Source organism: Embleya sp. NPDC050493, from assembly GCF_044458105.1.
Classification (GTDB): domain Bacteria; phylum Actinomycetota; class Actinomycetes; order Streptomycetales; family Streptomycetaceae; genus Embleya.
Window position 1 is genome coordinate 438852 of sequence record NZ_JBITHP010000002.1, and the last position, 24554, is coordinate 463405.

Below are 24554 nucleotides of genomic sequence, written 5' to 3' on the forward strand. Positions count from 1 at the left end.
CCGGGGATCGCGGATCAGGACAGCCACTCCGCGACGGACAGCAGGTCCTCGCCCACCGGATCCTCGACCGACATGCACCACAGGCCCAGCGCCAGCGCCTGCACCAGCGCCCAACCGCGCACCCGCTCGGCGTCCAGGTCCAAGGCGTTCGCCAGCCAGGTCACCCGCCGCCGGACCAGCGCCTGCGGGCGCGGCTCGGCGACCACCGTGGCCATCCGGTCCCGCACCAGCGCACCCAGATCGAAAGCCCGTTCGCCGAGCATCGGCCGCGGGTCGATGGCCAGCCACTTCGCCCGCTCGGCGGCCAGCACGTTGCCGTGGTGGAGGTCCGTGTGCAGGACCACCACCTCGGGCTGCGACGCGGCCAGCTCGCGGCACAGCGTCACCGCCTCCTCGACCAGCGCCGCGGGACACGGGCCGGCCAGGTCCGCGTACCGGCGCGGGATCGATTCGCCCCAGTGTTCGGCCCGATCGGCGACCGGCTCGATCGCGCAGTCCGCGGGCGGGCCCACCCACAATTTGCGGACCACCTCGGCGGCCTCCAGCATCGCCCGGTCCTCGGCCAGCGAACGCAGCGACACGTCCGGCTGGAGGCGCTCCAGCAACAGCGCGCCGTGCTCGGGATCCGCGTCGAGCAGGCGAACCGCCCCGACGCCGTTCCACAGCGCGAGCGCGCTCGCCTCGTGCGCGGTGTAGCGGTCGATCAGGCCGAGCTTGAGGGTGGCCGGCGTGCCGTCCGGGCGCCGGACCAGGAGGGTCAGGCTGAGTGCGCCGCCGGGAATGACGGCCCGTTCCACGGTCAGCTCCCAGCGCCGCGCGTACTCGGCGACCGCGTCCGGCAGCCCCGCCAGCCACGGGCGGGCCACCTCCTCGCCGCACCACCGCAGAGCGGTTCGGGTCAAGCGCTCCGGGACCTCGACCCGATCGCTCACGTGCGGCTCCCGGTCGTCGGCGCCGCCGGGTCGGCGGGCGCGGGCAGCCCCGGGAACGCGGTGCTCGCGCCCCGCCAGCGCACCGCCCACACCGCGCTCTCGCGCAACCAGCCCGCCGCCTCGGCGCGCAACGGCGCCCCGGCCGCGGCCACCAACTCGCCCAGATGCAGCGCGACTCCGTCCTCCAGGTAGACCGCCAGCCGGGTCGCGTCGGCGGGCGTGGCCACCGCGAACGGGATCGTGTACGCGGGCGCCGCCGGCTGCGCCGCCGCGCCCCGGTCGGCGATCAGCCGCGCGATCGTGTCCCGGCGGGCCCGGTGCGCATCCAGCGCGGTGCGGGCCTGGGTGCGCGCGGCACCGGTCAATCGGCCGCCGGCCACGCCGTAGCCGTAGACGGCCGCGTGCTCCGCGTCCAGCGCGTCGCGCAGTGCCTTGACCTCGGGGGTGGCGGACCCGGACGGGGTCGGCCGCGGCGTGCTCACGATGCGCTCCGAAGCAGTTGGGCGTGACCCGCCAGGCACGCGGCGGTGGCGGCCAGCGTGCGGGCGAGTTCGGGGGAGACCGCGTCCAGTCCGGTCAGCCGCTCGTCGGAGGCCTGCTGCGCCCCGTCGGCGAGCCCGGCGCTCGCGGCGGCGAGGTCGTCCGGCGCGCTGCCGGTGGGCGGCGCGGAGTGCGACGCGCCCCCGGCGAAGGCGGTCAGGTGTTGGCGCAGCTCCACCGACAGCGGCCGGATGCGTTCGGCCAGCGGGGCGTGTCGGGCGGCGACCGCGTCGTAGCGCGCGAGCAGCGCCCCGGTCGCCGCGTGGGCCCGCTGCCGCGCCGCGTCGTCCGCTTTGCGCCGCCCCTGGCCCGAGCCCCCGCCGCCGTCGTCGCAACCGGCGATCGTGGCGGCGATCGTCGCCGCGGCCACGGTGCCGAGGACGGCCCGTCGCGTCGGCCCCGCGTCGCGCATGCGTCCCGCTCCTGACCCTCGTCCGTGATGTCCGTTGCCGGCCCCTGGCCGTGTCGGACGCTACCGCATGTGCGGGCGTGCGAACCTCCGCGGACATCGGGCGTACGCCGGGCGGACGTGCGCGAGATGGGCTCCGGACCGGATACTGTTGTCCTTCCACGACCCGCCCCGGCGGTCGACGCACCTGAGACAACAGCACACGCAGCCGAGGAGTCACCCGGATGAGCACCACCACGTTGGACCGGCTGCGGGAGTTGCTGGAGCCAGTGGTATCGACGGTGGGCGTGGATCTGGAGGATCTCTCCCTCACCCCCGCCGGCAAGCGCCGCGTGTTGCGCGTGATGGTGGCCGCCGACGACGGCGTCGACCTGGACAAGGTGGCCGAGGTCAGTCGGGCCGTCTCGGACGTGCTGGACCCGAGCGACGTCCTGGGCAGCCTGCCCTATCAGTTGGAAGTCACCACCCCGGGCGTGGACCGCCCGCTGACGCTGGAGCGCCACTGGCGCCGCGCGGCGGATCGGCTGGTCCAGGTCCAGCTGCACGACGGCGGCACCGTGACCGGCCGGATCGGCGCGAGCGACGCCGAGGGCGTGGAGCTGGACGTCGAGGGCAAGCCGCGCCGGCTGGCGTACGACGAGGTGGCCAAGGCGGTCGTGCAGGTCGAGTTCAACCGCAGGAGCGCGGACCCGGCGGCCACCGCCGAGGACGACGAGGACACCGAGGTCGAGGACATCGACCCCGACAACGACGACACCATGGACGAGGAGGCGTAGGACGTGGACATCGACATGAGCGCCCTGCGCGGGCTTGAGCGCGAAAGAGAGATCAAGTTCGACCTCCTGGTCGAGGCCATCGAATCGGCCCTGTTGATCGCATACCACCGCACCGAGGGCAGCCTGCCCAAGGCGCGGGTGGAGCTGGACCGCTCCACCGGTCACGTCACCGTGTGGGCGACCGAGACCGACGAGGCCGGGCAGCGCGTTCGCGAGTTCGACGACACCCCGGACGACTTCGGCCGGATCGCGGCGACCACCGCCAAGCAGGTGATCCTGCAGCGGCTGCGCGACGCCGAGGAGGAGATCACGTTCGGCGAGTTCGCCGGCCGTGAGGGCGAGATCGTCGCGGGCGTGGTCCAGCAGGGCAAGGACAACCGCAACGTCCTGGTGGACCTGGGTCGCATCGAGGCGATCCTGCCGCCCCAGGAGCAGGTACCGGGCGAGCGGTACGCGCACGGCATGCGCCTGCGTTGCTATGTCGTACAGGTGCGGCGTGGGCCCAAGGGGCCGTCCATCACGCTCTCGCGCACCCACCCCAACCTGGTGCGGAAGCTGTTCGCGCTGGAGGTCCCGGAGATCGCCGACGGCAGCGTCGAGATCGCCGCGATCGCCCGCGAGGCCGGCCACCGCTCCAAGATCGCCGTCTACTCCACGCGGGCCGGGCTCAACCCCAAGGGCGCGTGCATCGGGCCGATGGGGGCGCGCGTGCGTGCCGTCATGGCCGAGTTGAACGGCGAGAAGATCGACATCGTCGACTGGTCGGACGACCCCGCCCGGATGGTGGCCAACGCGCTGTCCCCGGCGCGGGTGAGCAAGGTCGAGGTCGTTGACCTCGCCGCGCGTTCCGCCCGGGTGACCGTGCCCGACTACCAGCTCTCGCTGGCGATCGGCAAGGAGGGACAGAATGCCCGACTTGCCGCGCGATTGACCGGATGGCGCATCGACATCCGGCCGGACACCGAGACCGGTGAATCGGACGACCGGGGACGGTCGGCCGAACCAGGTCGCGGTGAGGAGCGGTAGACTTGAACATGTCTGGTCGCAGGCGTGCCCGAGCATGCCCTCGTACGAGGTCGGAGAAGCAGGAAATCACTGCCTCTCCGTGCCGAACGTGCGTAGGTTGTCGGCAGCGTGCGGCCAAGGCCGACCTATTGCGGGTCGTGGCGGTGGAGGGCAGTTGTGTCCCCGACCCCCGCGGCCGAATGCTCGGACGGGGCGCGCATCTGCACCCCGATCCGGAGTGCCTGGCCCAGGCGGAGCGTCGCAAGGCGTTCGTTCGGGCTTTGCGCGTGCCGGGGCCGCTGGACTCGGCACCACTGCGTGCTTATTTGAGCGGTGATGGGTTGTCAGAGGTCGGTCGGACAGGTCCAGCGAAGCAGTACCTCGCGAGTCGGAAGTAGGTCGAGATTGCGATGAGCACTCGATGAGTACGCGATGAGTACAGACATGCGGTAGTGACGGTCCGGCGGACGACCAACCCCGGACCAGAAGGAGCGACGTGGCAAAGGTCCGGGTATACGAACTCGCCAAGGAGTTCGGAGTCGAGAGCAAGGTCGTCATGGCCAAGCTCCAAGAACTCGGTGAGTTCGTTCGTTCGGCGTCCTCGACGATCGAGGCGCCGGTTGTTCGCAAACTGACGGAAGCACTCAAGACGGAAGGCGGGCCCTCCCGCCGGCCCCAGCGTCCCGCCCCCTCGGGCGCGCCGCAGGGCGCCACCCCCAGTTCCCCGCAGGGCGCCGCGGCGCGTCCTGCCCCCGCTCCGGGCCCGCGCCCGGCGGGTGCGCCGACTCCGGGCCCGCGCCCGGCGCCGCGCCCGGCCCCCCAGGGCAGCACCGCTCCGCCCGTGGTGCCGGCCGTACCGGCCGCCGAGGCGGCTCCGGCCGCCCCGCGTCAGGCGGAGCGTCCCGCGGCCCAGTCGGGTTCGCGTCCGGCCGGCGCGCCGGCTCCGGGCCCGCGCCCGGCAGCGCGTCCCGCCGATCGTGGTCCGGCCGAGCGTGGCCAGGGCGACCGCGGTCCGGCCGAGCGCGGTCCGCGTTCGGACCGTCCGGCGGCGGCCTCCTCGGGTCCCGGTGCGGGCAACCGTCCGGGCCCGCGTCCGGCCGGTGCCGGTCAGGGCGGCCCCGGTGGCCGTCCCGAGCGCGGCGATCGTCCCGAGCGTGGCGAGCGTCCCTCCGGTCCGCGTACCGGTGGCGCTCCGTCCGCCGGTGGCGCGCGTCCGTCGGGTCCCGGTCAGGGTGGTGCACCCCGTCCGGGTGGCACCCGCCCCGCCGGCCCGCGTCCGGGCAACAACCCGTTCACCTCGGGCAGCACCGGCATGCCGCGGCCGCAGGCCGCGGGCGGCGCCGGTCGGCCCACTCCCGGTGGCATGCCGCCGCGTCCGCAGGGTCCTGCGGCCGGTGGCCCGCGTCCGGGTGGCTCGGGTGGCCCCGCGGGTCCGCGTCCCGGTGGTAGCGCAGGCCCCGGTGGCCCGCGTCCCAACCCGGGCATGATGCCCAACCGTCCGGCGCCCGCTCGTGGCCCGGGTGGTCCCGGTCGTCCCGGCGGTGCGCCCGGTCGTCCCGGCGGTCCCGGTGGCGGCGGCGGTCGTCCCGGCGGTCCCGGTGCCGGTGGCGGTGGCGGTCGTCCCGGCGGCGGCGGTGGCGGCTTCGGCGGTCCCCGTCCCGGTGGTGGCGGCGGCGCTCCGGGTCGTCCCGGTGGCGGCGGCGGCTTCGCCGGTCGTCCCGGCGGCGGCGGTCGTGGCGGCCCCGGTGGTCGCGGCGGCACGCAGGGTGCGTTCGGTCGTCCCGGTGGGCGTCCGGGCCGCGCGCGCAAGTCGAAGCGTCAGCGTCGTCAAGAGTTCGACAACATGCAGGCTCCGTCCGCCGGTGGCGTGATGGCTCCTCGCGGCAACGGGCGAGTCGTCCGGATGTCGCGCGGTGCCTCGCTCACCGACTTCGCGGAGAAGATCAACGCGAACCCGGCAGCACTCGTCCAGATCATGTTCAACCTGGGCTCGATGCTGACCGCGACGCAGTCGGTGAGCGACGACGAGCTGCAGACCCTCGGGGCCGAGCTCGACTTCGTGATCCAGATCGTCTCCCCGGAGGAGGAGGACCGCGAGCTGCTCGAGTCCTTCGACCTCGAATGGGGCGAGGACGAGGGCGACGAGGAAGACCTGGAGGCGCGTCCGCCGGTCGTCACCGTCATGGGCCACGTCGACCACGGCAAGACCCGCCTGCTCGACGCGATCCGCAAGACGAACGTGATCGCGGGCGAGGCCGGTGGCATCACCCAGCACATCGGTGCCTACCAGGTCGCGACCACGGTCAACGAGGTCGACCGGAAGATCACCCTGATCGACACCCCCGGTCACGAGGCGTTCACCGCCATGCGTGCCCGCGGTGCCAAGTCGACGGACATCGCGATTCTCGTGGTCGCGGCGGACGACGGCGTGAAGCCGCAGACGATCGAGGCGCTCAACCACGCGCAGGCGGCCGGCGTGCCGATCGTCGTCGCGGTCAACAAGATCGACAAGGAAGGCGCGGACCCGACCAAGGTTCGTGGCCAGCTCACCGAATACGGGCTCGTGGCCGAGGAGTACGGCGGCGACACGATGTTCGTCGACATCTCGGCGAAGCAGGGCCTGGGCATCGACGAGCTGCTGGAAGCGGTCGTGCTGACCGCGGACGCGGCTCTGGAGCTCACCGCCAACCCGCACCAGGAAGCCCAGGGCATCGCGATCGAGGGTCACCTCGACAAGGGCCGCGGCCCCGTCGCGACCGTCCTGGTCCAGCGCGGCACGCTGCGCATCGGCGACGCGATCGTGGTCGGCGAGGCGTACGGCCGGGTCCGCGCGATGATCGACGAGAACGGCAACAACCTCACCGAGGCCGCGCCGTCCCGTCCGGTCATGGTGCTGGGTCTGACCTCGGTGCCGGGTGCCGGTGACAACTTCCTCGTGGTCGAGGAAGAGCGCACCGCGCGTCAGATCGCCGAGAAGCGGGCGGCCCGGGAGCGCAACGCGACCCTGGCCCGTCGCTCCAAGCGCGTCTCGCTCGAGGACCTGGACAAGGCCCTCAAGGCCGGCGAGATGCAGCAGCTCAACCTCATCCTCAAGGGTGACGGCTCCGGTTCGGTGGAGGCGTTGGAAGACGCGCTGCTCAACCTGGATGTCGGCGACGAGGTCGAGCTGCGGATCATCGACCGGGGTGTCGGTGCGATCACCGAGTCCAACGTCAACCTGGCGATGGCCTCGGACGCGATCATCATCGGCTTCAACGTCCGGCCGGAGGGCCGGGCGCGGACGATGGCGGACCGCGAGGGCGTCGACATTCGCTTCTACTCGGTGATCTACCAGGCCATCGAGGAGATCGAAGCAGCGCTCAAGGGCATGCTCAAGCCCGAGTACGAAGAGGTCCAGCTGGGCACGGCGCAGATCCGCGCGGTGTTCCGCTCCTCCAAGCTCGGCAACATCGCGGGCTGCATGGTCACCGGCGGGACGATCAAGCGCAACACCAAGGCGCGGATCATCCGGCAGGGGGCGGTCGTCGCCGACAACCTCAACGTCGAGGGCCTGCGCCGCGAGAAGGACGATGTCACCGAGGTCCGCGAGGGCTTCGAGTGCGGTATCAACCTCGGTTCGTTCAACGACATCAAGGTCGAGGACATCATCGAGACGTTCGAGATGCGGGAGAAGCCGCGAGGCTGACCCGGTAGGTCGAACCGATCGAACCGCTGATCGACACGACGGATCCGCCCGGTACGCACCGGGCGGATCCGGCGTGTCGCAGTACGAGCAGACCAGCGTGACCAGTGACACCCCGGGCCGCGACGTGTGAGCCCGGTTCTTTCGTCGGTGGCCCCAGTGGCCCCGACCCGAGGCCTCCCGGGCCGGCCAGGCCCGTCGCCTATGTTTGTGGGAACCATCAGCCTCGATCTGCTGTTCGGCGATGTGCACTCGTTGAAGGAAAAACGATCTTTGATCCGCCCCATACTGGCGGACCTTCAGCGCAAGAATGCCGTTGCCGCCGCCGAGGTGGAGCATCAGGATTTGCATCGGCGCAGCGTGATCGGCATCGCGGTGGTCTCCGCGAGCGTCGAACGATGTGCCGAGGTGTTGGACAGCTGTGAGCGGCTGGTCGCCGGCCGGCCCGAGTTGGAACTGCTCTCCGCACGCCGCAGGGTGTACGGAGAGGACGACTGACCATCGTCCGACCGCCGTCGAACGCGCGGTCGGACGAGCAGCCGAAGAGAACAAGCAACGAGAGCGGCCCCCGCGTCCGGTGATCCCGGGCGCGGGGGATCCCGCCGAAATGCCGAGCAATCGCAGGAGGATCAGTGGCCGACACCGCGCGGGCGCGCAAACTCGCGGACCGTATCCAGGTTGTGGTCGCGGAGACCTTGGAGCGCCGGATCAAGGACCCGCGTCTGGGGTTCGTGACGATCACCGCCGCACGAGTGACCGGTGACCTCCGTGAGGCGACCGTGTTCTACACGGTCTACGGCGACGAGACCGAGCGTGCGGCGACCGCCGCCGCACTGGAGAGCGCCAAGGGCGTGCTCCGCAGTGAGGTGGGCCGCCAGACCGGCGTACGACACACGCCGTCGCTGACGTTCATCGCCGACGCCCTTCCGGACAACGCCAAACTCATCGACGATCTCCTCGCCCGGGCACAGCAGGCCGATGCGGCGGTACGCTCAACCGCCGCGGGCGCCGGCTATGCCGGTGACGCGGATCCCTATCGGACCCCGGCCGTGGGCGACTCCGAGGACTCCGACGACGAGTCGGAGGCGGAGACCAAGGCGGATACACAGGAGGGCGACCGACCTTGACACCAGGCGTGGCGGCGGACCGGGAGCCCGGCCCGACCGCGGGAGCGAGGCCGCGGACCGACGACTTCGGCGCGAGGACGGCGCCGCCGACCGCGCCGGGTGCGGCCGAATGGGACGAGGCGGTACGCCTGCTCCTGGCGGCTCGCGACATCACCCTGCTGGCGCACGTCAGCCCCGACGGCGACGCGCTCGGTTCGGCGCTCGCCGTCGGGCTGGCGCTGCGCGAGCTGGGCCGCACCGTCCGGGTCTCCTACGGTGACGACCCCCTCGTGGTGCCGTCCTCGCTGGAGTTCCTGCCCGGCCAGGACCTGCTCGTGCCGCACACCGAGGTGCCCGACGAACCGGAGCTGGTCGCCGTCTTCGACGCGGCGGGCTCGGCCCGGCTGGGCCTGCTGGAGGCCAAGGCCAAGGCGGCGGGCACCCTGCTGGTGGTCGACCACCACGCCTCCAACACACGCTTCGGCACGCATCACCTGATCGACATCCAGGCACCCGCGACCGCGGTGCTCGCCGACGAGTTGATCACTCGGCTCGGCGCGACGCTGACCGCCGACATCGCCACCGCGCTGTACACCGGCCTGGTCACCGACACCGGCTCGTTCAAGTACGTGGGGACCACCCCCGACACGCACACCTTCGCGGCCCGGCTGATGGCCACCGGGATACGGCACGACCTGATCCAGCGGGCGATCTGGGACACCTGCCGGTTCGGCTACCTCAAGGTGCTCGCCGGCGCCCTCGCGGGGGCCGAGTTGGACGCGGGCGCGGCAGGCGGTCTGGGCCTGGTGTCCACCGTGATCACCCGCGCCGAACGGGCCGCGCACGGGGTCCGCCTGGACGAGATCGAAGGCGTGATCGACGTGGTCCGCAAGAGCGGCGAGGCCGAGGTCGCGCTGGTGCTCAAGGAGGACGACGACGGTGCGCTGCGCGCGTCCGCGCGCTCCAAGGGCGCGGTGGACCTCGGACGCGTCTGCGGAGCCTTCGGCGGCGGCGGGCACGCGTTCGCCGCCGGATTCACCGCATACGACCCACCGGCCGAGGTGGTGGCCCGATTCCGGGACCTCCTGGCCGACGCACTACTGCCGGTCGCTCCGGCGCACGCAACCCCGGGAGACGACGCGTGAAGCGCCGCAACGCAGGACCCCCGCCGCCCGACGGTCTGGTGATCGTGGACAAGCCGGCCGGGCTCACCTCGCACGACGTGGTGGGCCGGCTGCGCCGCATCGCCGGCACCCGTCGGGTGGGGCACGCGGGCACGCTGGACCCGATGGCCACCGGTGTCCTGGTGATCGGCATCGAGAAGGCCACCCGCCTGCTCGGCCACCTCGCGCTCACCGAGAAGGAGTACGTCGGGACCATCCGGCTCGGCCAGAGCACGCTCACCGACGACGCCGAGGGCGAGGTCACCGCGACCACCCCGGCCGCGCACGTGGACGACGCCTCGATCGCGGCGGGCATAGCCGAGCTGACCGGCCCGATCCTGCAGGTGCCCTCCAAGGTGTCGGCGATCAAGATCGACGGCAAGCGCTCGTACTCGCGGGTGCGCGACGGCGAGGAGTTCGAACTCGCCGCCCGCCCGATCACCGTGTCCGCGTTCGAGGTGCTCGCCACCCGGCGCGAGGGCGTCACGATCGACCTGGACGTGCGGGTGACCTGCTCGTCCGGCACCTACATCCGGGCGCTGGCCCGCGACCTGGGCGCCGGGCTCGGGGTCGGCGGTCACCTGACCGCACTGCGCCGCACCCGGGTGGGGCCGTACGCGCTGGACCGGGCGCACACGCTGGAGGAGCTGGAGGAGTCGTTCGGCGTGCTGCCGATCGCCGACGCGGCCACGGCGGCCTTTCCGCGCCGGGAGGTCACCGAGGACCAGGCGCGCGCCGTCTCGCACGGCGGCCGGCTGCCGGCCGACGAGAGCGAGGGGCCGGTGGGTGTGTTCGGCCCCGACGGCACCTTCCTCGCGCTGGTGGAGAACCGGGAGGGCGTGGCCCGACCGCTCGCGGTGTTCGTGGGCTGAGGCCAGGGCCGGGGTGATGGTCGCCACGGCGGGGGCGGGACCGAGGGACGGCGCCTGCATGGGAAGCTGGACCCGCGACACGTCACGAAGAACGAGGAGCGGTTACGGTGCAGCGTTGGCGGGGCTTGGAGGACGTCCCCAGCGATTGGGGACGCTCCGTCGTCACGATCGGGTCCTATGACGGTGTGCATCGCGGGCACCAGCGGACGATCGGCCGGGCGGTCGAGATCGGTCGCGAGCGCGGACTGCCGGTGGTCGTGGTCACGTTCGACCCGCACCCCAGCGAAGTGGTCCGCCCGGGAAGCCACCCGCCGCTGCTCACGCCGCACCACCGGCGCGCGCAGCTGATGGCGGACCTGGGAGTGGACGCGGTGCTGGTGCTCCCGTTCACGCTCGAATTCTCTCGGCAGAGCGCGGCCGACTTCGTGCGGCAGGTCCTGGTGGACACGCTGCACGCGGCCGTGGTGGTCGAGGGGCGCAATTTCCGATTCGGCCACAAGGCGACGGGCAACGTCGCGCTCTTGGAGGAGTTGGGCGTGGCGAACGACTTCACCGTCGTCGAGCCGGAGCTGTTCGTCTCGGGCGAGGTGACCTTCTCCTCCACCGTGGTGCGGGCCCGGGTCGCCGAGGGCGACGTCGCGGGTGCGGCCGAGCTGCTCGGTCGGCCGCATCGGGTCGAGGGCGTGGTGGTGCGCGGCGACCAGCGCGGGCGCGAGCTCGGCTACCCGACGGCCAACCTGGAGGTGCTCCCGTACACGGCGATCCCGGCCGACGGGGTGTACGCGGGCTGGCTGGTGATCGAGGGCGAGCGGCTGCCCGCGGCGATCTCGATCGGCACCAACCCGACCTTCGACGGCACCGAGCGGCGGGTCGAGGCGTACGCGCTGGACCGGACCGACCTCGACCTGTACGGGATGCACGTCGCGGTGGACTTCCTGGAGTACCTGCGCGGGACCGAGCGCTTCGACTCGATCGACGACCTGCTGGAACACATGGCGCGCGACGTCAAGCGCGCGCGTGAGCTGATCGACGCGGCGGACCTGCGCCCGACGGGCTGAACCGGCGCCGCCGCCGCACCGCTTCGCGGCGTCGCCTCGCTGTCGCCCGGCCCATCGCGTCGCGTCGCGTCGCGACTGATGTGCCGAGGGCCGCCCCGGAAACCTTTCCGGGGCGGCCCTTCGTCATGTCAGCCCTGACGCGGTGGTTGCCAGTCGCCGGGCGGGGGTTGCTGGTAGTACGGCGGCTGCGGCTGGTGCGGGTGCTGCGGTTGCTGGGGGTGCGGCTGTTGGTGGGGGTGCTGCTGGGGTTGCGGTTGCTGTTGTTGCTGGGGATACGGCTGCTGTTGCGGGTACGGCTGTTGCGGCGCGCCGTAGTAGGGCTGTTGCTGCTGTGGTTGCCGGTATTGCGGCTGCCACTGCTGCTGATCGGCCGGCGGCTGGGTGCGGTGGAAGTCCTCGGCGACCAGCGCGGCCAGCTCGAAGTACGCCTCGCGGGTCTTGGGTCGCATCATCTCCAGGTCCAACTCCGCGCCCGCCGACAGGTGTTCGTCGAACGGAACGACCACGACCGCGCGGCAGCGGGTCTCGAAGTGGGCCACGATGTCCTCGGTCTTGACCATCTTGCCGGTCTCCCGGACGCCCGAGATCACCGTGATGCTGTTCGCGACCAGATCGGCGTAGCCGTGCGCGACCAGCCAGTCGAGCGTGGTGCTCGCGCTGGTCGCGCCGTCCACGCTGGGCGTGCTGATCACGATCAACTGGTGGGCCAGGTCGAGCACACCGCGCATCGCGCTGTAGAGCAGGCCGGTGCCCGAGTCGGTCAGGATGATCGGATACTGCTTGCCCAGCAGGTCGATCACCGAGCGGTAGTCCTCGTCGTTGAACGTCGTCGACACCGCCGGGTCCACGTCGTTGGCCAGGATCTCCAGGCCGCTGGAGGACTGCGACGTGAACCGCCGGATGTCCATGTAACTGTGCACGTGGGCCATCGAGTTGACCAGGTCGCGGATGGTCGCGCCGGTCTCCCGGCGGACCCGGCGGCCGAGCGTGCCGGCGTCCGGGTTGGCGTCGATCGCGATCACCCGGTCCTGCCGCTCGGTGGCCAGCGTCGAGCCGAGCGCGGTGGTGGTCGTGGTCTTGCCGACGCCGCCCTTGAGGCTGATCACCGCGATCCGGTAGCAGCCCAGGACGGGCGTGCGGATCCGCTCCAGGCGTTCGGCCCGGCGGGCGTCGGCGGACTTGCCGCCGAGCCGGAAGCGCGGGGTCTGCCGGCGCGGTTGCGGTTGCTTGCGCAGCAGTCGGTCGCTGGTCAGTTCGACGGCCGCGGTGTAGCCGAGCGGCGCGCCGCCGACGGTCCGGGCGGGGGTGCCGCCGCCGTCGGGGGACCAGGACTGCGGGGGTGGGCCGCCCTGCGCCGGGGCGCCCGGCGGGTAGGGCTGTGCGGCGTCGGGCGCGCGGTCGTACGGGTTGGGCGGCTCGGGTCCGCGGTCCGCCGGTGCGGGCTGCCCGGGCTGGTGCTGCGCGGCCTGGTGTGGCGGGGTCTGCTGGTGCGGGGCCGGCTGCGCGTGCGGGCCGGGGGCGCCGTGCGGGGGCGTGCCCGGGTGGTACGGCGACTGCGGCTCGGGGCCGGCGGGCGGTTGCACGTACGGGTTGTGCTGCGGAGCCGGTGCGCCCTGCGGCGGGGTGCCCTGGGCGTACGGCGGACGGCCGGCGTCGGGCTGTCCGTAGGGGGCACCCTGGCCGTACGGCGGCTCCTGGCCCTGCGGGCCGCGTTGGCCGTACGGCGCCTGACCCGGGTGGCCGTCGGCGGGCGCGGCCTGGGCGTAGGGATGCTGCGCCTGGTTGGGGTCGGGCTGCGGGTAGGGCGCGGGGGCCTGCGGGCCGGGGGCGCCGTGCGGCGGGGTGCCCTGCCGGTACGGGTCCGGGGCCTGCTGGTACGGGCCGGGGGCCTGGGCGTACGGCGGCTGCCCGCCGTGCTGCTCCGGCGGGCCGGCCGGTTCGTTGTTGCCGCCGAAGGCGCGCCGCATCCAGGAGCGTTCGTCGCGCCGCTGCTGCTGCGGCTGCTGCTGGTGCGGGGGCGCGACCGGCTCGCCGGCGGGCGGTGGCAGCGGTTGTCCGGTCGGCGGCGGAGCGCCGGTGCCCCACGCCTCGCCGTGACCGGGGGCCGTGCCGGACCAGCCCGGAGGCGGCATGGGCGAGCCCTGCGGCGGGGTCGTCGGACGCGGCGGGGCACCGGTCGGCGCCGAGGGGTGCCCGGCGCCGGGCGGTGGAGCCTGCTGCGGGATGCCCGGCGGCGGGGCCGTGTCGTCGGTGATCGGCGCCATCAGCCGGGTCGCCGGGTCGGGCAGCGGAGCGCCCTGGGCCGGGCCCGGGTACTGCTGTTGCTGCTGCCCCGAGCCGGGGGGCGTGCCGCCCTGCTGCTGCGGCGGGTACGGCGCCGGGCCGCCCTGCGGTGGGGCGGGCTGCTGCCCGTAGGGCGGATAGCCGCCGGCGGGCGGGCCCTGCGGCGGCTGCGGGCCGTCGGTGGGCGGTTGCGGGGCACCGGCCGACGCGGCCTGGGCGGCCGGCTGCGGCTCGGCGGTGTGGCTCTCGGGCTGCGGGGCGGACGGGCCGGCCGGGTCGCCGGTCGGGCGCTGGGCCGGGTCGTACGGCTCGGGCGTCGGCCGCGCGTCGGCGGCCGGCGGGTACGGCGGGTGGTTGTCGTACCGCGGCGGCTCGGGAGCGTGCTGCGGCGCGGGGCCGGCGGACGCTTCGGCGGGCTCCGTACGCGGCGGCTCGGCGGCCGGTCCGGCGGGGGACAGGCCGGGGATCGGGGTGCCGCCGGCGGGTGTGGTGGGCACGTCGCTCGGCTCGAACGGCGCGTCCGTGTGTGCGCGGTCCACCCGGTCGGGCGTGGGCACCGGGTCGGCCGGCCGGTCGGCCGGATCGGGCTCGGTGGAATCGGGCTCGGTGGAATCCACGGGGTCGCCGGGATCGGTGGGACCGGCAGGATCGGTGGGCTCGGCCGGCTCGGGGTCGAGCGTCGGGCCGGCGTCGCTCGGCGGTACGGGAGCGGCCGGCGGCTGCTCGGCGGGCGCGGCGTCGTCCGGCCGGGAGGCGGGCGGAGCCTGCTCGGCCTGCTCGGCCCGGTCCGGGCCCCGGTGGTCCGACTCGGCGGTCGGCGCGGTGGGTGCGTCGGCGGCACCGACCTCGCGCGGATCGGCGGCGGATCGGCCCTGGTCGACGGACGGCGGCACGACCACGGTCGGCTCGCCGGGGGCGAAGGGCGGTGAGGGGGTGTCGGATCGGTCCCGGTCGGCCGCAGGCGGCACGACCACGGTCGGCTCGCCGGGGGTGAAGGGCGGCGGACCGGTCGGGTCGTCGGTGGGCCGGCCCGGGTCGACGGACAGCGGCATGACCATGGTCGGGTCGCCGGGGGTGTACGTCGGGCCCGGCGTGGTCGGCGGCCCGGTGGGGGGTTGCTCGGCCGAGGGCGTGCCGTAGGGGAGCGGGGCCGGGGGCTCGGGCGCGGGGTACCGCGGCGGCACGACGGTGGTCGCGTCGCCCGCGGGCGCGCCGAATCCGCGCGGTTCGTCGGCGGGCGGGGTGCTCGGTTGCCCGGGGGCGCCGGCGCCGTACGGAGGCTGCGGGTCGGCCCGGTGCGACGCGGCGTGATCGACGCCATGGGGCGCGCCCGGACCGGCGGGCGGCTCGGTCGCCGGGGCGCCGCCGTAGCCGGGCGCATCCACCGGGCGCGCCGGCGGCGGGGACGCCGGTGCGGGCGTGCCCGCGCCGGATCCGTACCCACCCGGGGCGGCGCCGGTCGGCGCGTCCGGGCCGGGGCCGGTCCCGTACGGCAGCGGTGCGTGCGGGTCGGGCGTTCGCGCGGGCGGCACCAGCGTCGCGTCGTCGCTGCCGTACCGGGGCGCCTCCGGCACCTGCCGAGGGGGCGCGGGCGCACCGACTCCGGACGGTGGTGGCGCAGGTGCGCCGCCGTCCTGGTGTGTGTACCACGAGGGCATGGTGAAGTCGGGTCCCGACCACTCCTCTTCCTCGTCGACCCCCGGCTCGATGTGTGCGCCGTCCTGCTCGCTGCTCACGGTGTGGTCCTTCCGATCGTCCGGAGGCGGCTCGGCTCGGATCACACGGCGCCGCGCCGTCCGCCGTACCCCGACCCCAGGGTCGAGGCTGCCCCCTACACGAGCCTCACAGCGTAGTCAGCGGTGTCGGCACCCGTCGCCGGTCCGTCCACCTGTTCGCGCAGAGCCGCTGTCGCGACCGCGCTCGGTCAGTCCATCCGGCGCGGCGGCCCGAGCAGGCCGACCTCGGCCCGAGTGGGCGTCAGCAGCACGTACTTGCGCGACTTCCGGGTGCTCCACAGGGTCAGTTCGTCGGCGAGCGTGGGCAGCGCGGCCTCGTCCTCGCCGGGCAGGGACAGTACCGACGAGGCGGCCTGCGCCTCGATCGGGGAGACCCGCTGGATGCCGACCAGTCCCGCACCCACCCCGATCCGCTGCCGGGCCTGCGCCGGGTCCAGGAACGGCAGCAGGGTCAGGGTGGTCTGCCACGCGGCCGGCGCGAGCCGATTGCGCGGCGGTCGGGCGCCGCAGTCGCGAACGACCAGGACCGGGCTGCCGGCGGTGGGACCCTGCGGACCGAGCCGACCCACCTGATGCACCGTCACGCACGGCTGGGCGCCACCCGCGGCCTGGGCCATCGCGGACCACAACTGCGGACGACCGGACTCGATCGCGACCCGCGCGCCGATCGCCGCGGCCCGCAGCGCGATGATCTGCACCACATAGGCACCGCCGACGAACGCCACGTCCAACGGCTCGGGCCGGAACAGGCCGAGCACCGCCGGGTTGCGCTCGGCGTCGACCCCGATCACCACGCCGTCGTCGCCCACCGGCAGACCGAGGGCGGGCAGCTGGGCGGTGGTCAGTACGTGCCGTTCGTGCCTGGGGCCGACCAGACGGGCCAGGCCCCTGCGCCGCGAGGGTCGCGGCACGGGAGTCCCCGAGCCGGGCGTGGGGTTCGGCGTGGGAGCCGGCGGCGGGCTCGGATTGCGGTTGTTGCCATGTCCGTTCGAGGCCCGGCGTCGGCCCCGGCCGGCGTTGGTCGTGCTCACTGGTCGATCCTCCCCGTACGCGTGCACCTGTGACGGTTCGTCACGACAGGCCGCCGAGTGGCAGTGTGGCCAGCAGAGCCGGCTGCTGCTCCCAGTCGAGCCGGGTCAGACCGACCTTCTCGGCGCGGGCCCGGCGCTCCAATTGTCGTGTCACGTCCGCGAGTTCACTACCGGAACGGGCGGCGATCCGGACGTGCGTGGTGAGCGCGGTGGTGCCACCCACGCCGTGCGTCGCGGTCAGGGCGAACGTGGTGGCGATGGCCGGCGTCGCGGTCAGCGCGCCCACCAGGTCGGAGGTGCGGCCCTGGGTCAGCTGCGGCCAGCGGTTGGCCCAGTACGTGGTGTGCCACCGGTCGTCGCAGCGCCAGGCGCGCTTGGACTCGGTGGTCCGCCGGCCGCCGCGCCCGTACTGGCGGGTGGTGCGGTTCACACTGCACGAGGTGGCGAGCGCCTGGATCAGCTCGGCCTCCTCGAGCGCACGGGCCTCGAAGCCGGCGCCGGTCAGGTTGCCGGCCAGCTGATTGACCGCGCGCAGCAGTGCCCGCTGGGCGCCCTCCTCGCCGCCGCCGCGGGCGGCGACCGCGCCCGCGCACAGTTCCGGCTCGAAGCGCAGCGCGATCCAGGTCAGCCGCAGCGCCGGTACGTCGTGCAGCCCCTGCTCGACGAGTTCGCGGTAGGACCGGGTGGCCAGCGCCTCCTCGGGCAGGTGGGTGGCCGGCGCGGGCTGGGTGTGCTGGACCACCTGGACCGAGGCCAGCGTGACGTCGTCGACCTCCAGCGTGCTCACGATCGTGGGCAGCGGCAACGGTCGTTGCGCCCGCGAGGGGCGCAGCGGCTCGTCGCGCGAGGTGACCAACAGCACGGCGGTGAGGAAGGTGCCGTCGCCGATCAGCCCGATGGAGCGGCGATCGCGGTCGGTGACCGAACTCGTCGCCAGATGCGGCGCACACTCCAGGACCGGCACCAGGACCGGGTCCGCGTCGTCCGGGACGGCCGGCATCCGGTGCCGGCGACGGAAGTCGAACAGGATCGGCAACCACTGCACCAGCCAGCGGCCGCGCAGCCGCACCAGGGCGGGCACCACGAGGAGCAGCGCGAGCACGCCGAGGCCGATCAACACCGCCGGATTCGTGGCCAGTCCGATCGCGACCAGCAGCACCCCGAGCTGGATGAGCACGATCTGCTGCACCAGGACGCCGCCGATCCGGCCCGCGCGCGGGTGTACGCGCAGAACGGCGCGCTGCGCTACCGGTGGTGACGTCCCGTCGGGTGTGGGCGGGCGGGTCTGCCGATGCGTGCCTACCGGCGCGGGTGCGGCCACGTGTGTAGATCCCCCATGCTCACGACTTGTCCCCGTTTGCCGTCGCCCGACTGTCACGGCGGGTGCGGCACACCGTACGGTACGGGGCCGGGGGTTTGCCCGCGACCCTGTGGCCGCGTCGGTGATAGAACCTTCAGCCGGAGCGCATGGTCGATCACGGGGAGAACGATGGCATCGCGCCGCGAGCAACTTGAGGCGTACATCTTCGCGCGCCGCCGCATGGTGGCGGCGTTCCTGCAACCGGCTCCCGGCGGTGGCACCGAGGAGAACGCGCCCAAGCCGATGCGCATGGTCACGCCGAGCATCGTGGTCGCGATGCTCGTGCTGGTCGGCTTCGGGGTCGTCGGCCTGATCAAGCCGGGAACGCCGCCGGGATGGAAGAACAAGAGCAGCCTGATCGTGGGCCGCGACTCGGCGAGCCGATACGTCTATCTCGACGGCAAGTTGCATCCGGTGCTCAACATCGCCTCCGGCCGACTGCTGCTCGACCCGGGCAACTTCAAGGTCAACATGGTCCCGGAGAGGCAGCTCAACAGCGTGAGCCACGGGGCGCCGCTGGGCATCCCGAACGCACCGGACCGGCTGCCGACGGCCAAGGAGGTCAGGGAGCGCAAGTCCTGGACCGTGTGCGAGCGGCCGGCCGTGGGCAAGGACGGCAAGCCCGACCCGGCCGGCGAGCCGCAGCGCAGCGTGTTCATCGGCGCGGCTCCGGCGGACGGTGCGCTTCGACCGGGCGAGGCGCTGTTCGTGCAGGACCGCAGCCAGCACAAGTACCTCGTCTACCAGGGCAAGCGCTTCGTGGTGGAGGCGCCCACCGTGATCGGCGCGCTGAACCTGGTCGGCATACCCGCGCAACCGGTCAGCGACGCGTGGCTGGCCACGCTGGTCGACGGGGGCACCATCGACCACCCGATGCCGGCCGACTACGGCAAGCCGACCCAGCTGCCCCTGGACAGGGAGTACAACAGGGTCGGCATCGTGCTGCGCGCGGAGGGCAGTGCCCAGCGGCAGAACTATGTGGTCACCAAGGAGGGCGTGGTGCCGGTCAGCGAGCTGACCGCCGTGCTGCTGACCACGAACCCCCGGGCCAGGGAGGCGTACGGGAACACCACGCCCACCGCGTTCCCGGTCAACATCGGCACGCTCGGCGGCGCCGTGGTGCAGGACCGCACGTTCGCCGCGGACAAGGGCTGGCCGGAGATCCCGCCGACGCCGATGAACCGGATGACGCGCAACGACCTGGAACTGCCGCGCAACGTGGTGTGCAACACGTTCTCCGGCGAGTGGCGCGGCATCCAGCCGGTGACCACGCAGTCCGCCGGGATCCGGCCGCCGGAGCAACTCGTCGACGGCATGGGCGGCGTGTGGGTCAAGCCCGGCGCGGGGGCGCTGTACCGCGAGGTGACCGGCACACCCGACGAGGGTGGCCCGACGTACCTGGTGGCCGACTCGGGACTGCGCTACAGCGTGCCGGAGGACGCTCAGGCCGGCGGCGCGCCGGCCGGCCCGAACCGGGACAGCGAGGCGAAGCAGCGCCTGGGCTACAAGGGCGTGGACGTGCGGCCGTTGCCGCGGGCGTGGTCCGAACTGGTCTCGCGGGGACCGCAGTTGAGTACGGTCGATGCGAAGAAGCCGCAGGGTTCCTGAGTTGAGTACGGTCGATGCGAAGAAGCCGCAGGGTTCCTGAGCCTGGGGGCGGGAGTTGAGGTAGCGTCGGACGGGTCGTGAGTGGTAGGGACTCCCGACGCCGAGACAACCGGAAAGCACCACCGAAGACCGGCACATTGCACAGAGCCGCGGGGGTATCCACCGAGTCAAGGTTCCGTAACCATGCGTAGGGCGTCGCTTGGGCGGCGTCCCGGATTGCGGTTAGAGTTCCCACGACGTCGCAACGGTGACGTTGGTGCGGGGGCACCCGACACGGGTGACACGAGCCTTCCCTCGCGCATGTCTGTCTCATGGGGGATGGTGAAACATGGCAGGTGAAGCGTTCAAGATCACTCCGCAGATGTTGGCGGAGTTGTCGAAGAAGGTGCAGGGCGTGGCGACCGACCTCGAAGCGGCCATCCAGGAGATGAACCGCAAGGTCGATGCGATCGAGGGCCAGTGGCAGGGCGCTGCCAGGAACCAGTTCGACCCGTTGCAGGAGCAGGCCGTGCAGAAGGCGCTCGGGGTCAAGCGCGCGCTCGACGCGATTTCCGGGGCCATGGGCCACAACGCCAACTCGTACGACCAGACCGAGACGACCGTGTCCGGCAACATCTCGAAGTTGATGTTCTGACCGAGGTTCGCCACTCGGTCGCACACGGTCGCACCGGCTCTCGTACTGCTCGGGGCGATGCCCCGGTCGCAAGCCGGTCATCCGACACTGGGGAGAAAGCATGTCGCAGGTAGTTGTCACTTTCGCTGCGCTCGAACAGGCCGCAGCCGATATTCGCGCCCTCAACGCCCGTCTCGCCGACATGCAGTCGGGTCTCAAGCGGGACATCGCGCCGGTCACCGAGTCGTGGTCCGGTGACGCCCGCGAGGGTTACCTCGTCCAGCAGGCGAGCTGGGACCAGAACGCGCAGGGTCTGCAGGACGCGCTCAACGGCATCGCCGACGGCCTGATGCGGGCGGCCGACGCGTACCGCCAGACCGAGGCGTCCAACGCCAAGATGTGGCACTGACACCGGGAATTCCGGGGGCACCGGCGGTCCGTACCGGCGTGGTGGCGCTCGCAGTTGCTGCGCCGCCGACGTGGTACCGGTACCGACGCGGTAGCGGTATCGGTCCGGGGGCAGCCGCCGGGTCGATGGTCGGTGCCATCGTTGTGACGCGGTGAGAGGAGGCGGGCTCGTGCCCGCCTCCTCCCGCGTCCGTCATCGGTCTCACGGGGGCCGGGGACACCTACACGACAGGTCTGGCCGGCCCGGGACTCCGGGGCCGGTCCGGTGGTGATCCGGAAGGCGAACGAACCGATGCGACCCGTGCGGCGACGGTGGGCGGCACCTCTTCTCGCGCTCGGCCTGCTGCTGCCGCCGGGGTCGGCGGCGATCGACCAGGGGCCCGTGGACACCGAGCTGCTCGCGGGCGAGTGCGTGTACCCCTCCAAGCCGATGCCCGGCAAACCCTGGTCGCTGCAGCGCGTACTGCTCGACGAGCTCTGGCAGAAGTCCACCGGCAAGGGCGTCACGGTCGCGGTGATCGACACCGGGATCGACGACGACAACCCGCAGTTGGGTCCGGCGATCGTGCCCGGCAAGGACTTCTTCAACGACAAGGCCAACGGCACCGACGACACCCACGGCCACGGCACGATGGCCGCGGGCATCATCGCGGCCCGGCCCGGCAGCGGGCTGACCCCCCGGCTCGACACCGGCTTCGTGGGTCTGGCGCCCGAGGCGATGTTGTTGCCGATCCGGCAGAACGGCGGCGACGACGCGACGAAGGGCAACGAGGACAGCCTGGCCGCGGCGATCGACTTCGCGGTCGCGGGCGGCGCGACGGTCATCAACATCTCGCAGGACACCGTGGGCGGCCAGGAACCGGGCACCAAACTGCGCGAGGCGGTGCAGCGCGCGATCGCCAAGCAGGTGGTCGTGGTCGCCGCCGCGGGCAACTCCGGCGACAAGGACAACCTCGACTCGTGGCCGGCGAAGTATCCCGGCGTCCTGGGCGTCGGCGCCTCCGACCGCAACAACGAGCGGGCGCCGTTCTCGCAGAACAAGCCGTACGTGGGCGTGTTGGCCCCGGGCGTGGACATGTGGTCGACGGTGCCCAAGGGCGGTCATTGCAGTGGCGCCGGCACCTCCTTCGCGACCCCCTACGTGGCCGCCGTCGCGGCGCTGATCCGCTCGGCGCACCCCACCTACACCGCGGCCCAGGTGATCACGCTGATCGAACAGACCGCGCAGCGCGCCGCCCCGGGCCACATGGACGGCGTCGGCTGGGGCGTGGTCGACCCGCTGCGCGCCCTCAGCTCCACGACGGTCCCCGCATCCGCCCCGATCCCGGACCCCAAGGTCGACCGCAGCACCGAACTGGTCAACGTCGCCCCCCTGGCCCACGGCCCCACCCGCGCCGACCGCGACCGCCGCCAGGCCTCGGTGGTCCTGTTCATGGCCATCGGCCTGACCATCATCGTCATCTGCACCGCCATCGTCATCCGCGACGCCCGCCGGCGCGGGAAGGGAATCCCCGATACCGGTTGATCCAAGGTGCCACCCGCGCACCGGAATCCCGACGGACGCGGGGCAGGGGCCTCGCCCTCGGTCACCGGTGTGCGACTTCGGGTCGTGTTCCTTGACAGAAACGAAACCTCCATCCGATTCGGGGACGGATTCCCGCCGAACAAGAAGGGGAAACATGGGAAGCCAGGAGTTACCGGACACGCCGATAAATCGCGCCATGACGCCCGAGTATTTCAGAGTGGATCCGAATAGTAGATCGGAACCGAGCCCACTTCTCGCGGCTCCCCCGAAGCAACCGCCGCCGATTGTTTCGGGCGATGGCGGATCGTCTCCGCAGGTGACGGGCCCCAGATTTGCCGACGAGCCGGACAATGACTGGTCCGGGCCCGGCATGGATCGGATTCTGAGCGACCCCGCGCACCGGCCGGTATTGCCAAGCAAGGCGGACCCGGTGCTCGCCCAACCGGCGAATAGTTTCGCGGTGGACGTCGATAAACTGGTTCCCGCAGCATCGAAGGCGGCCTCGATAGGCCTGGATCTGAAGGTGCTCAGCGGCGAGGTGGGTCAGCCGCCGCCGCCAGGCACGCCGGGTTTCAAAATCGGCTTCCAGATGGGCGAACTGGGCCGGGAATGGTCGACCGCGATCATGCGGCTGGCCAATGGATCGCAGGCTGCCGCAGACAAGATATACCGGACTCGTACGCAGTACCGTGACAACGAAACCGAACTGCAATCGATGTTCGGCGCGGGGGCTTAACGTGGTCAACTTCGTTGAGTTGAGAGACGCCAGATTCGATGGATGGCGTGAGTTCGCGACCGCGTGGACCAAGGGCGCAAGCCGCCTGCACGACCTGGAGAAGTCCTTCCGGACCGGCGTGAACGACATCGTCGAGGAAGCCGGCTGGAAGGGCGTTTCGGCGCAGACCGCGGACAAGGATCTGGAACGGCTCGTCCGACAGATCTCCCTATCTGCGATGCAGGCTCGGTCGATCGGGTCGGCGGCGGACAAGGCGATCGCGGAAATTCTTGGGATCCAAGCCTCTCTGCTGTCCGCCATACGTGACGCGGAAGCATCCGGAATCAGGGTTACGGATGCTTCCGGAGGATATGTACTCAAGGCTGAGGTTCCTCCGGGGCAGGAGGGTGCCACCGCTCCGGATCCGGCGAGGGTTCAGGGCCTGTTGGACGAATACAAGGCACGTTTCGACGGAATACTCCGGCAGGCTTCCGAGGCAGACGACAAAATCGCCGGGATACTTGCGACGCTCAATCCGTCGGATGTCTCACCAACCGCGCCGAATTCGTGGGAGAACGCTACGGAGGATGCCCGGAGGGTTGCCGGCCTGTATGGGCTGAGCGCACTTCCGGAAAAGATGGACCCGGCTCGGAGTGCGGCGTGGTGGCGAGATCTCAGCGAGGACCAACGGAAGCTGTATCTGGCCAACTATCCGCATGAGATCGGAAGTATGGACGGTCTTCCGGCGGCTGATCGTGACAGGGCCAACCGTATCGCCCTCGATGCGCGGCTGGCCGATCTTTCCGGGCGCCCGCTGACTGACAAGGAATATCGAGAAATTAAGAATCTCGAAGCCATAAATCTGGCGTTGACCAAGAATGGGACCTGCGCCGCGGACGACTCGGGAATAATGCTGCTGAAGTTCGGCGACAAGTTTCTCGACGGCCAGGTCGTCATGTCGATCGGAAATCCGGACCTGGCGAAAAATACCGCAATCCTGGTGCCGGGAACCAACACGGATGTGGCCGGCGGGCTCGAGGGACAGATGAAGCGTCTCGACAAGATTCAGGAGGCATCCGATCGACTCACGCTGGAAAGGGGCGATGTCGCCTCGGTATTCTGGCTGGACTACGACGCTCCCGAAGCGTCATTCGGAGGTCTTACCACTCCCTGGGAATCAAAAGTTTCCAGCGTGGTCGGATGGGGGCGATCGGAAGAGGGGGCTCCGAGGCTCGATTCGTTCGTGGGCGGTCTTCGCGCCCAGTCCACGGACCATCACATCAGTGTGGTGGCGCACAGCTACGGTTCGGCTCTCCTGGGCGATGCCGGCCGGAGCGGTGATGGTATAGCGGTCGACGACATGATCGTCGTCGGTAGTCCTGGTATGCATGCCGACAGCGCAGACGATTTGCACATCGATCCGCGACACGTGTGGGCGGAAGTAGCCGGGGACGACCCCATTCCCGGACTCGGCGAAGCCAGTCATGCCGGCTGGCAGGCTGGCCATGGGAAGACGCTGCCGCACGAGACGGATTTCGGCGGTAATCGCCTGGCTGCATCGCAGGGTGATCACAGCAGTTACTGGAATGTGAAAGGCGACGAGCCGGACGAGAGTCTCAAGAATCAAGCAAAGGTGATCATGGGGACCTATGACGATCCGAACCCCGCTCGTCGCCCCGAGCTCGTGCACGGCCAGTATCCGACCGCGCCGAAGCGATGAGGACGGGTCGCG

General features: G+C 72.0%; 21 protein-coding genes. 15 read left to right on the forward strand and 6 right to left on the reverse strand.

Going from position 1 to position 24554, the window contains the following annotated elements; translation table 11 throughout:
- Positions 1-14: 14 nt before the first annotated feature.
- The 3 genes from ACIBM5_RS05240 to ACIBM5_RS05250 are packed head-to-tail and all read right to left on the reverse strand — an operon-like array spanning position 15 to position 1884.
- Complete coding sequence (locus tag ACIBM5_RS05240; RefSeq protein WP_396005474.1) at positions 15-932, reverse strand: aminoglycoside phosphotransferase family protein; 918 nt, start codon at positions 930-932, stop codon at positions 15-17.
- Positions 929-1414, reverse strand: coding sequence for a ferritin-like domain-containing protein (locus ACIBM5_RS05245; protein WP_396005475.1), 486 nt, complete (start codon positions 1412-1414; stop codon positions 929-931). Before ACIBM5_RS05245 ends, ACIBM5_RS05240 begins: the two co-directional genes overlap by 4 nt.
- Positions 1411-1884, reverse strand: a complete 474-nt coding sequence (locus ACIBM5_RS05250) for a hypothetical protein (protein ID WP_396005476.1) — start codon at positions 1882-1884, stop codon at positions 1411-1413. The genes ACIBM5_RS05245 and ACIBM5_RS05250 overlap by 4 nt, the downstream gene beginning before the upstream one ends.
- Positions 1885-2105: 221 nt before the next feature.
- Here ACIBM5_RS05250 and rimP point away from each other — a divergent pair, with 221 nt between their 5' ends.
- The 9 genes from rimP (at position 2106) to ACIBM5_RS05295 (ending at position 11543) form a co-directional block, all read left to right on the forward strand.
- A complete protein-coding gene (rimP, locus tag ACIBM5_RS05255) occupies positions 2106-2657 on the forward strand; it encodes a ribosome maturation factor RimP (protein WP_396005477.1) in 552 nt (183 codons plus the stop codon).
- 3 nt (positions 2658-2660) lie between these two features.
- Positions 2661-3683, forward strand: coding sequence for a transcription termination factor NusA (gene nusA, locus ACIBM5_RS05260; RefSeq protein ID WP_396005478.1), 1023 nt, complete (start codon positions 2661-2663; stop codon positions 3681-3683).
- An 8-nt stretch (positions 3684-3691) separates the two neighbouring features.
- Positions 3692-4060 (forward strand): YlxR family protein, encoded by a 369-nt coding sequence (locus tag ACIBM5_RS05265; RefSeq protein WP_079026705.1) that lies wholly within the window; start codon positions 3692-3694, stop codon positions 4058-4060.
- 98 nt (positions 4061-4158) lie between these two features.
- On the forward strand, positions 4159-7347 hold the full coding sequence (infB, locus tag ACIBM5_RS05270; protein ID WP_396005479.1) for a translation initiation factor IF-2: 3189 nt from the start codon (positions 4159-4161) through the stop codon (positions 7345-7347).
- 201 nt (positions 7348-7548) lie between these two features.
- The gene (locus tag ACIBM5_RS05275; protein ID WP_391582780.1) at positions 7549-7842 is read left to right on the forward strand and encodes a DUF503 domain-containing protein; all 294 of its coding nucleotides are present in this window, start codon (positions 7549-7551) and stop codon (positions 7840-7842) included.
- A gap of 134 nt (positions 7843-7976) precedes the next feature.
- Positions 7977-8471 carry a 30S ribosome-binding factor RbfA gene (gene rbfA / locus ACIBM5_RS05280; protein WP_396005480.1) on the forward strand — a complete coding sequence of 165 codons (495 nt, stop codon included), beginning with the start codon at positions 7977-7979 and terminating at the stop codon, positions 8469-8471.
- Positions 8468-9595 carry a bifunctional oligoribonuclease/PAP phosphatase NrnA gene (locus ACIBM5_RS05285; RefSeq protein WP_396005481.1) on the forward strand — a complete coding sequence of 376 codons (1128 nt, stop codon included), beginning with the start codon at positions 8468-8470 and terminating at the stop codon, positions 9593-9595. Before rbfA ends, ACIBM5_RS05285 begins: the two co-directional genes overlap by 4 nt.
- The gene (truB, locus tag ACIBM5_RS05290; RefSeq protein ID WP_396005482.1) at positions 9592-10485 is read left to right on the forward strand and encodes a tRNA pseudouridine(55) synthase TruB; all 894 of its coding nucleotides are present in this window, start codon (positions 9592-9594) and stop codon (positions 10483-10485) included. Before ACIBM5_RS05285 ends, truB begins: the two co-directional genes overlap by 4 nt.
- A gap of 107 nt (positions 10486-10592) precedes the next feature.
- Complete coding sequence (locus tag ACIBM5_RS05295) at positions 10593-11543, forward strand: bifunctional riboflavin kinase/FAD synthetase (RefSeq protein WP_396005483.1); 951 nt, start codon at positions 10593-10595, stop codon at positions 11541-11543.
- Positions 11544-11671: 128 nt separating this feature from the next.
- On the opposite strand, the gene ACIBM5_RS05300 is transcribed toward ACIBM5_RS05295, so the two are convergent.
- The 3 genes from ACIBM5_RS05300 to eccE form a co-directional block, all read right to left on the reverse strand.
- On the reverse strand, positions 11672-15562 hold the full coding sequence (locus ACIBM5_RS05300; protein ID WP_396005484.1) for an AAA family ATPase: 3891 nt from the start codon (positions 15560-15562) through the stop codon (positions 11672-11674).
- Between the two features lie 188 nt (positions 15563-15750).
- The gene (locus ACIBM5_RS05305) at positions 15751-16593 is read right to left on the reverse strand and encodes a hypothetical protein (RefSeq protein ID WP_396005485.1); all 843 of its coding nucleotides are present in this window, start codon (positions 16591-16593) and stop codon (positions 15751-15753) included.
- Between the two features lie 40 nt (positions 16594-16633).
- Complete coding sequence (gene eccE, locus ACIBM5_RS05310) at positions 16634-17824, reverse strand: type VII secretion protein EccE (RefSeq protein ID WP_396005734.1); 1191 nt, start codon at positions 17822-17824, stop codon at positions 16634-16636.
- Between the two features lie 258 nt (positions 17825-18082).
- On the opposite strand from eccE, the gene eccB reads away from it, so the two are divergent.
- The 6 genes from eccB to ACIBM5_RS05340 all read left to right on the forward strand — a co-directional run bounded on the left by eccB (position 18083) and on the right by ACIBM5_RS05340 (position 24542).
- Positions 18083-19561, forward strand: coding sequence for a type VII secretion protein EccB (gene eccB / locus ACIBM5_RS05315; RefSeq protein WP_396005486.1), 1479 nt, complete (start codon positions 18083-18085; stop codon positions 19559-19561).
- 328 nt (positions 19562-19889) lie between these two features.
- Positions 19890-20195, forward strand: a complete 306-nt coding sequence (locus ACIBM5_RS05320; protein ID WP_020553087.1) for a WXG100 family type VII secretion target — start codon at positions 19890-19892, stop codon at positions 20193-20195.
- Between the two features lie 100 nt (positions 20196-20295).
- Positions 20296-20583, forward strand: a complete 288-nt coding sequence (locus tag ACIBM5_RS05325; protein ID WP_355536648.1) for a WXG100 family type VII secretion target — start codon at positions 20296-20298, stop codon at positions 20581-20583.
- Positions 20584-20874: 291 nt separating this feature from the next.
- The gene (gene mycP / locus ACIBM5_RS05330; protein ID WP_396005488.1) at positions 20875-22107 is read left to right on the forward strand and encodes a type VII secretion-associated serine protease mycosin; all 1233 of its coding nucleotides are present in this window, start codon (positions 20875-20877) and stop codon (positions 22105-22107) included.
- Between the two features lie 154 nt (positions 22108-22261).
- Positions 22262-22843 carry a hypothetical protein gene (locus tag ACIBM5_RS05335; protein WP_396005489.1) on the forward strand — a complete coding sequence of 194 codons (582 nt, stop codon included), beginning with the start codon at positions 22262-22264 and terminating at the stop codon, positions 22841-22843.
- A 1-nt stretch (position 22844) separates the two neighbouring features.
- Positions 22845-24542 (forward strand): alpha/beta hydrolase, encoded by a 1698-nt coding sequence (locus ACIBM5_RS05340; RefSeq protein ID WP_396005490.1) that lies wholly within the window; start codon positions 22845-22847, stop codon positions 24540-24542.
- Positions 24543-24554: the final 12 nt, after the last annotated feature.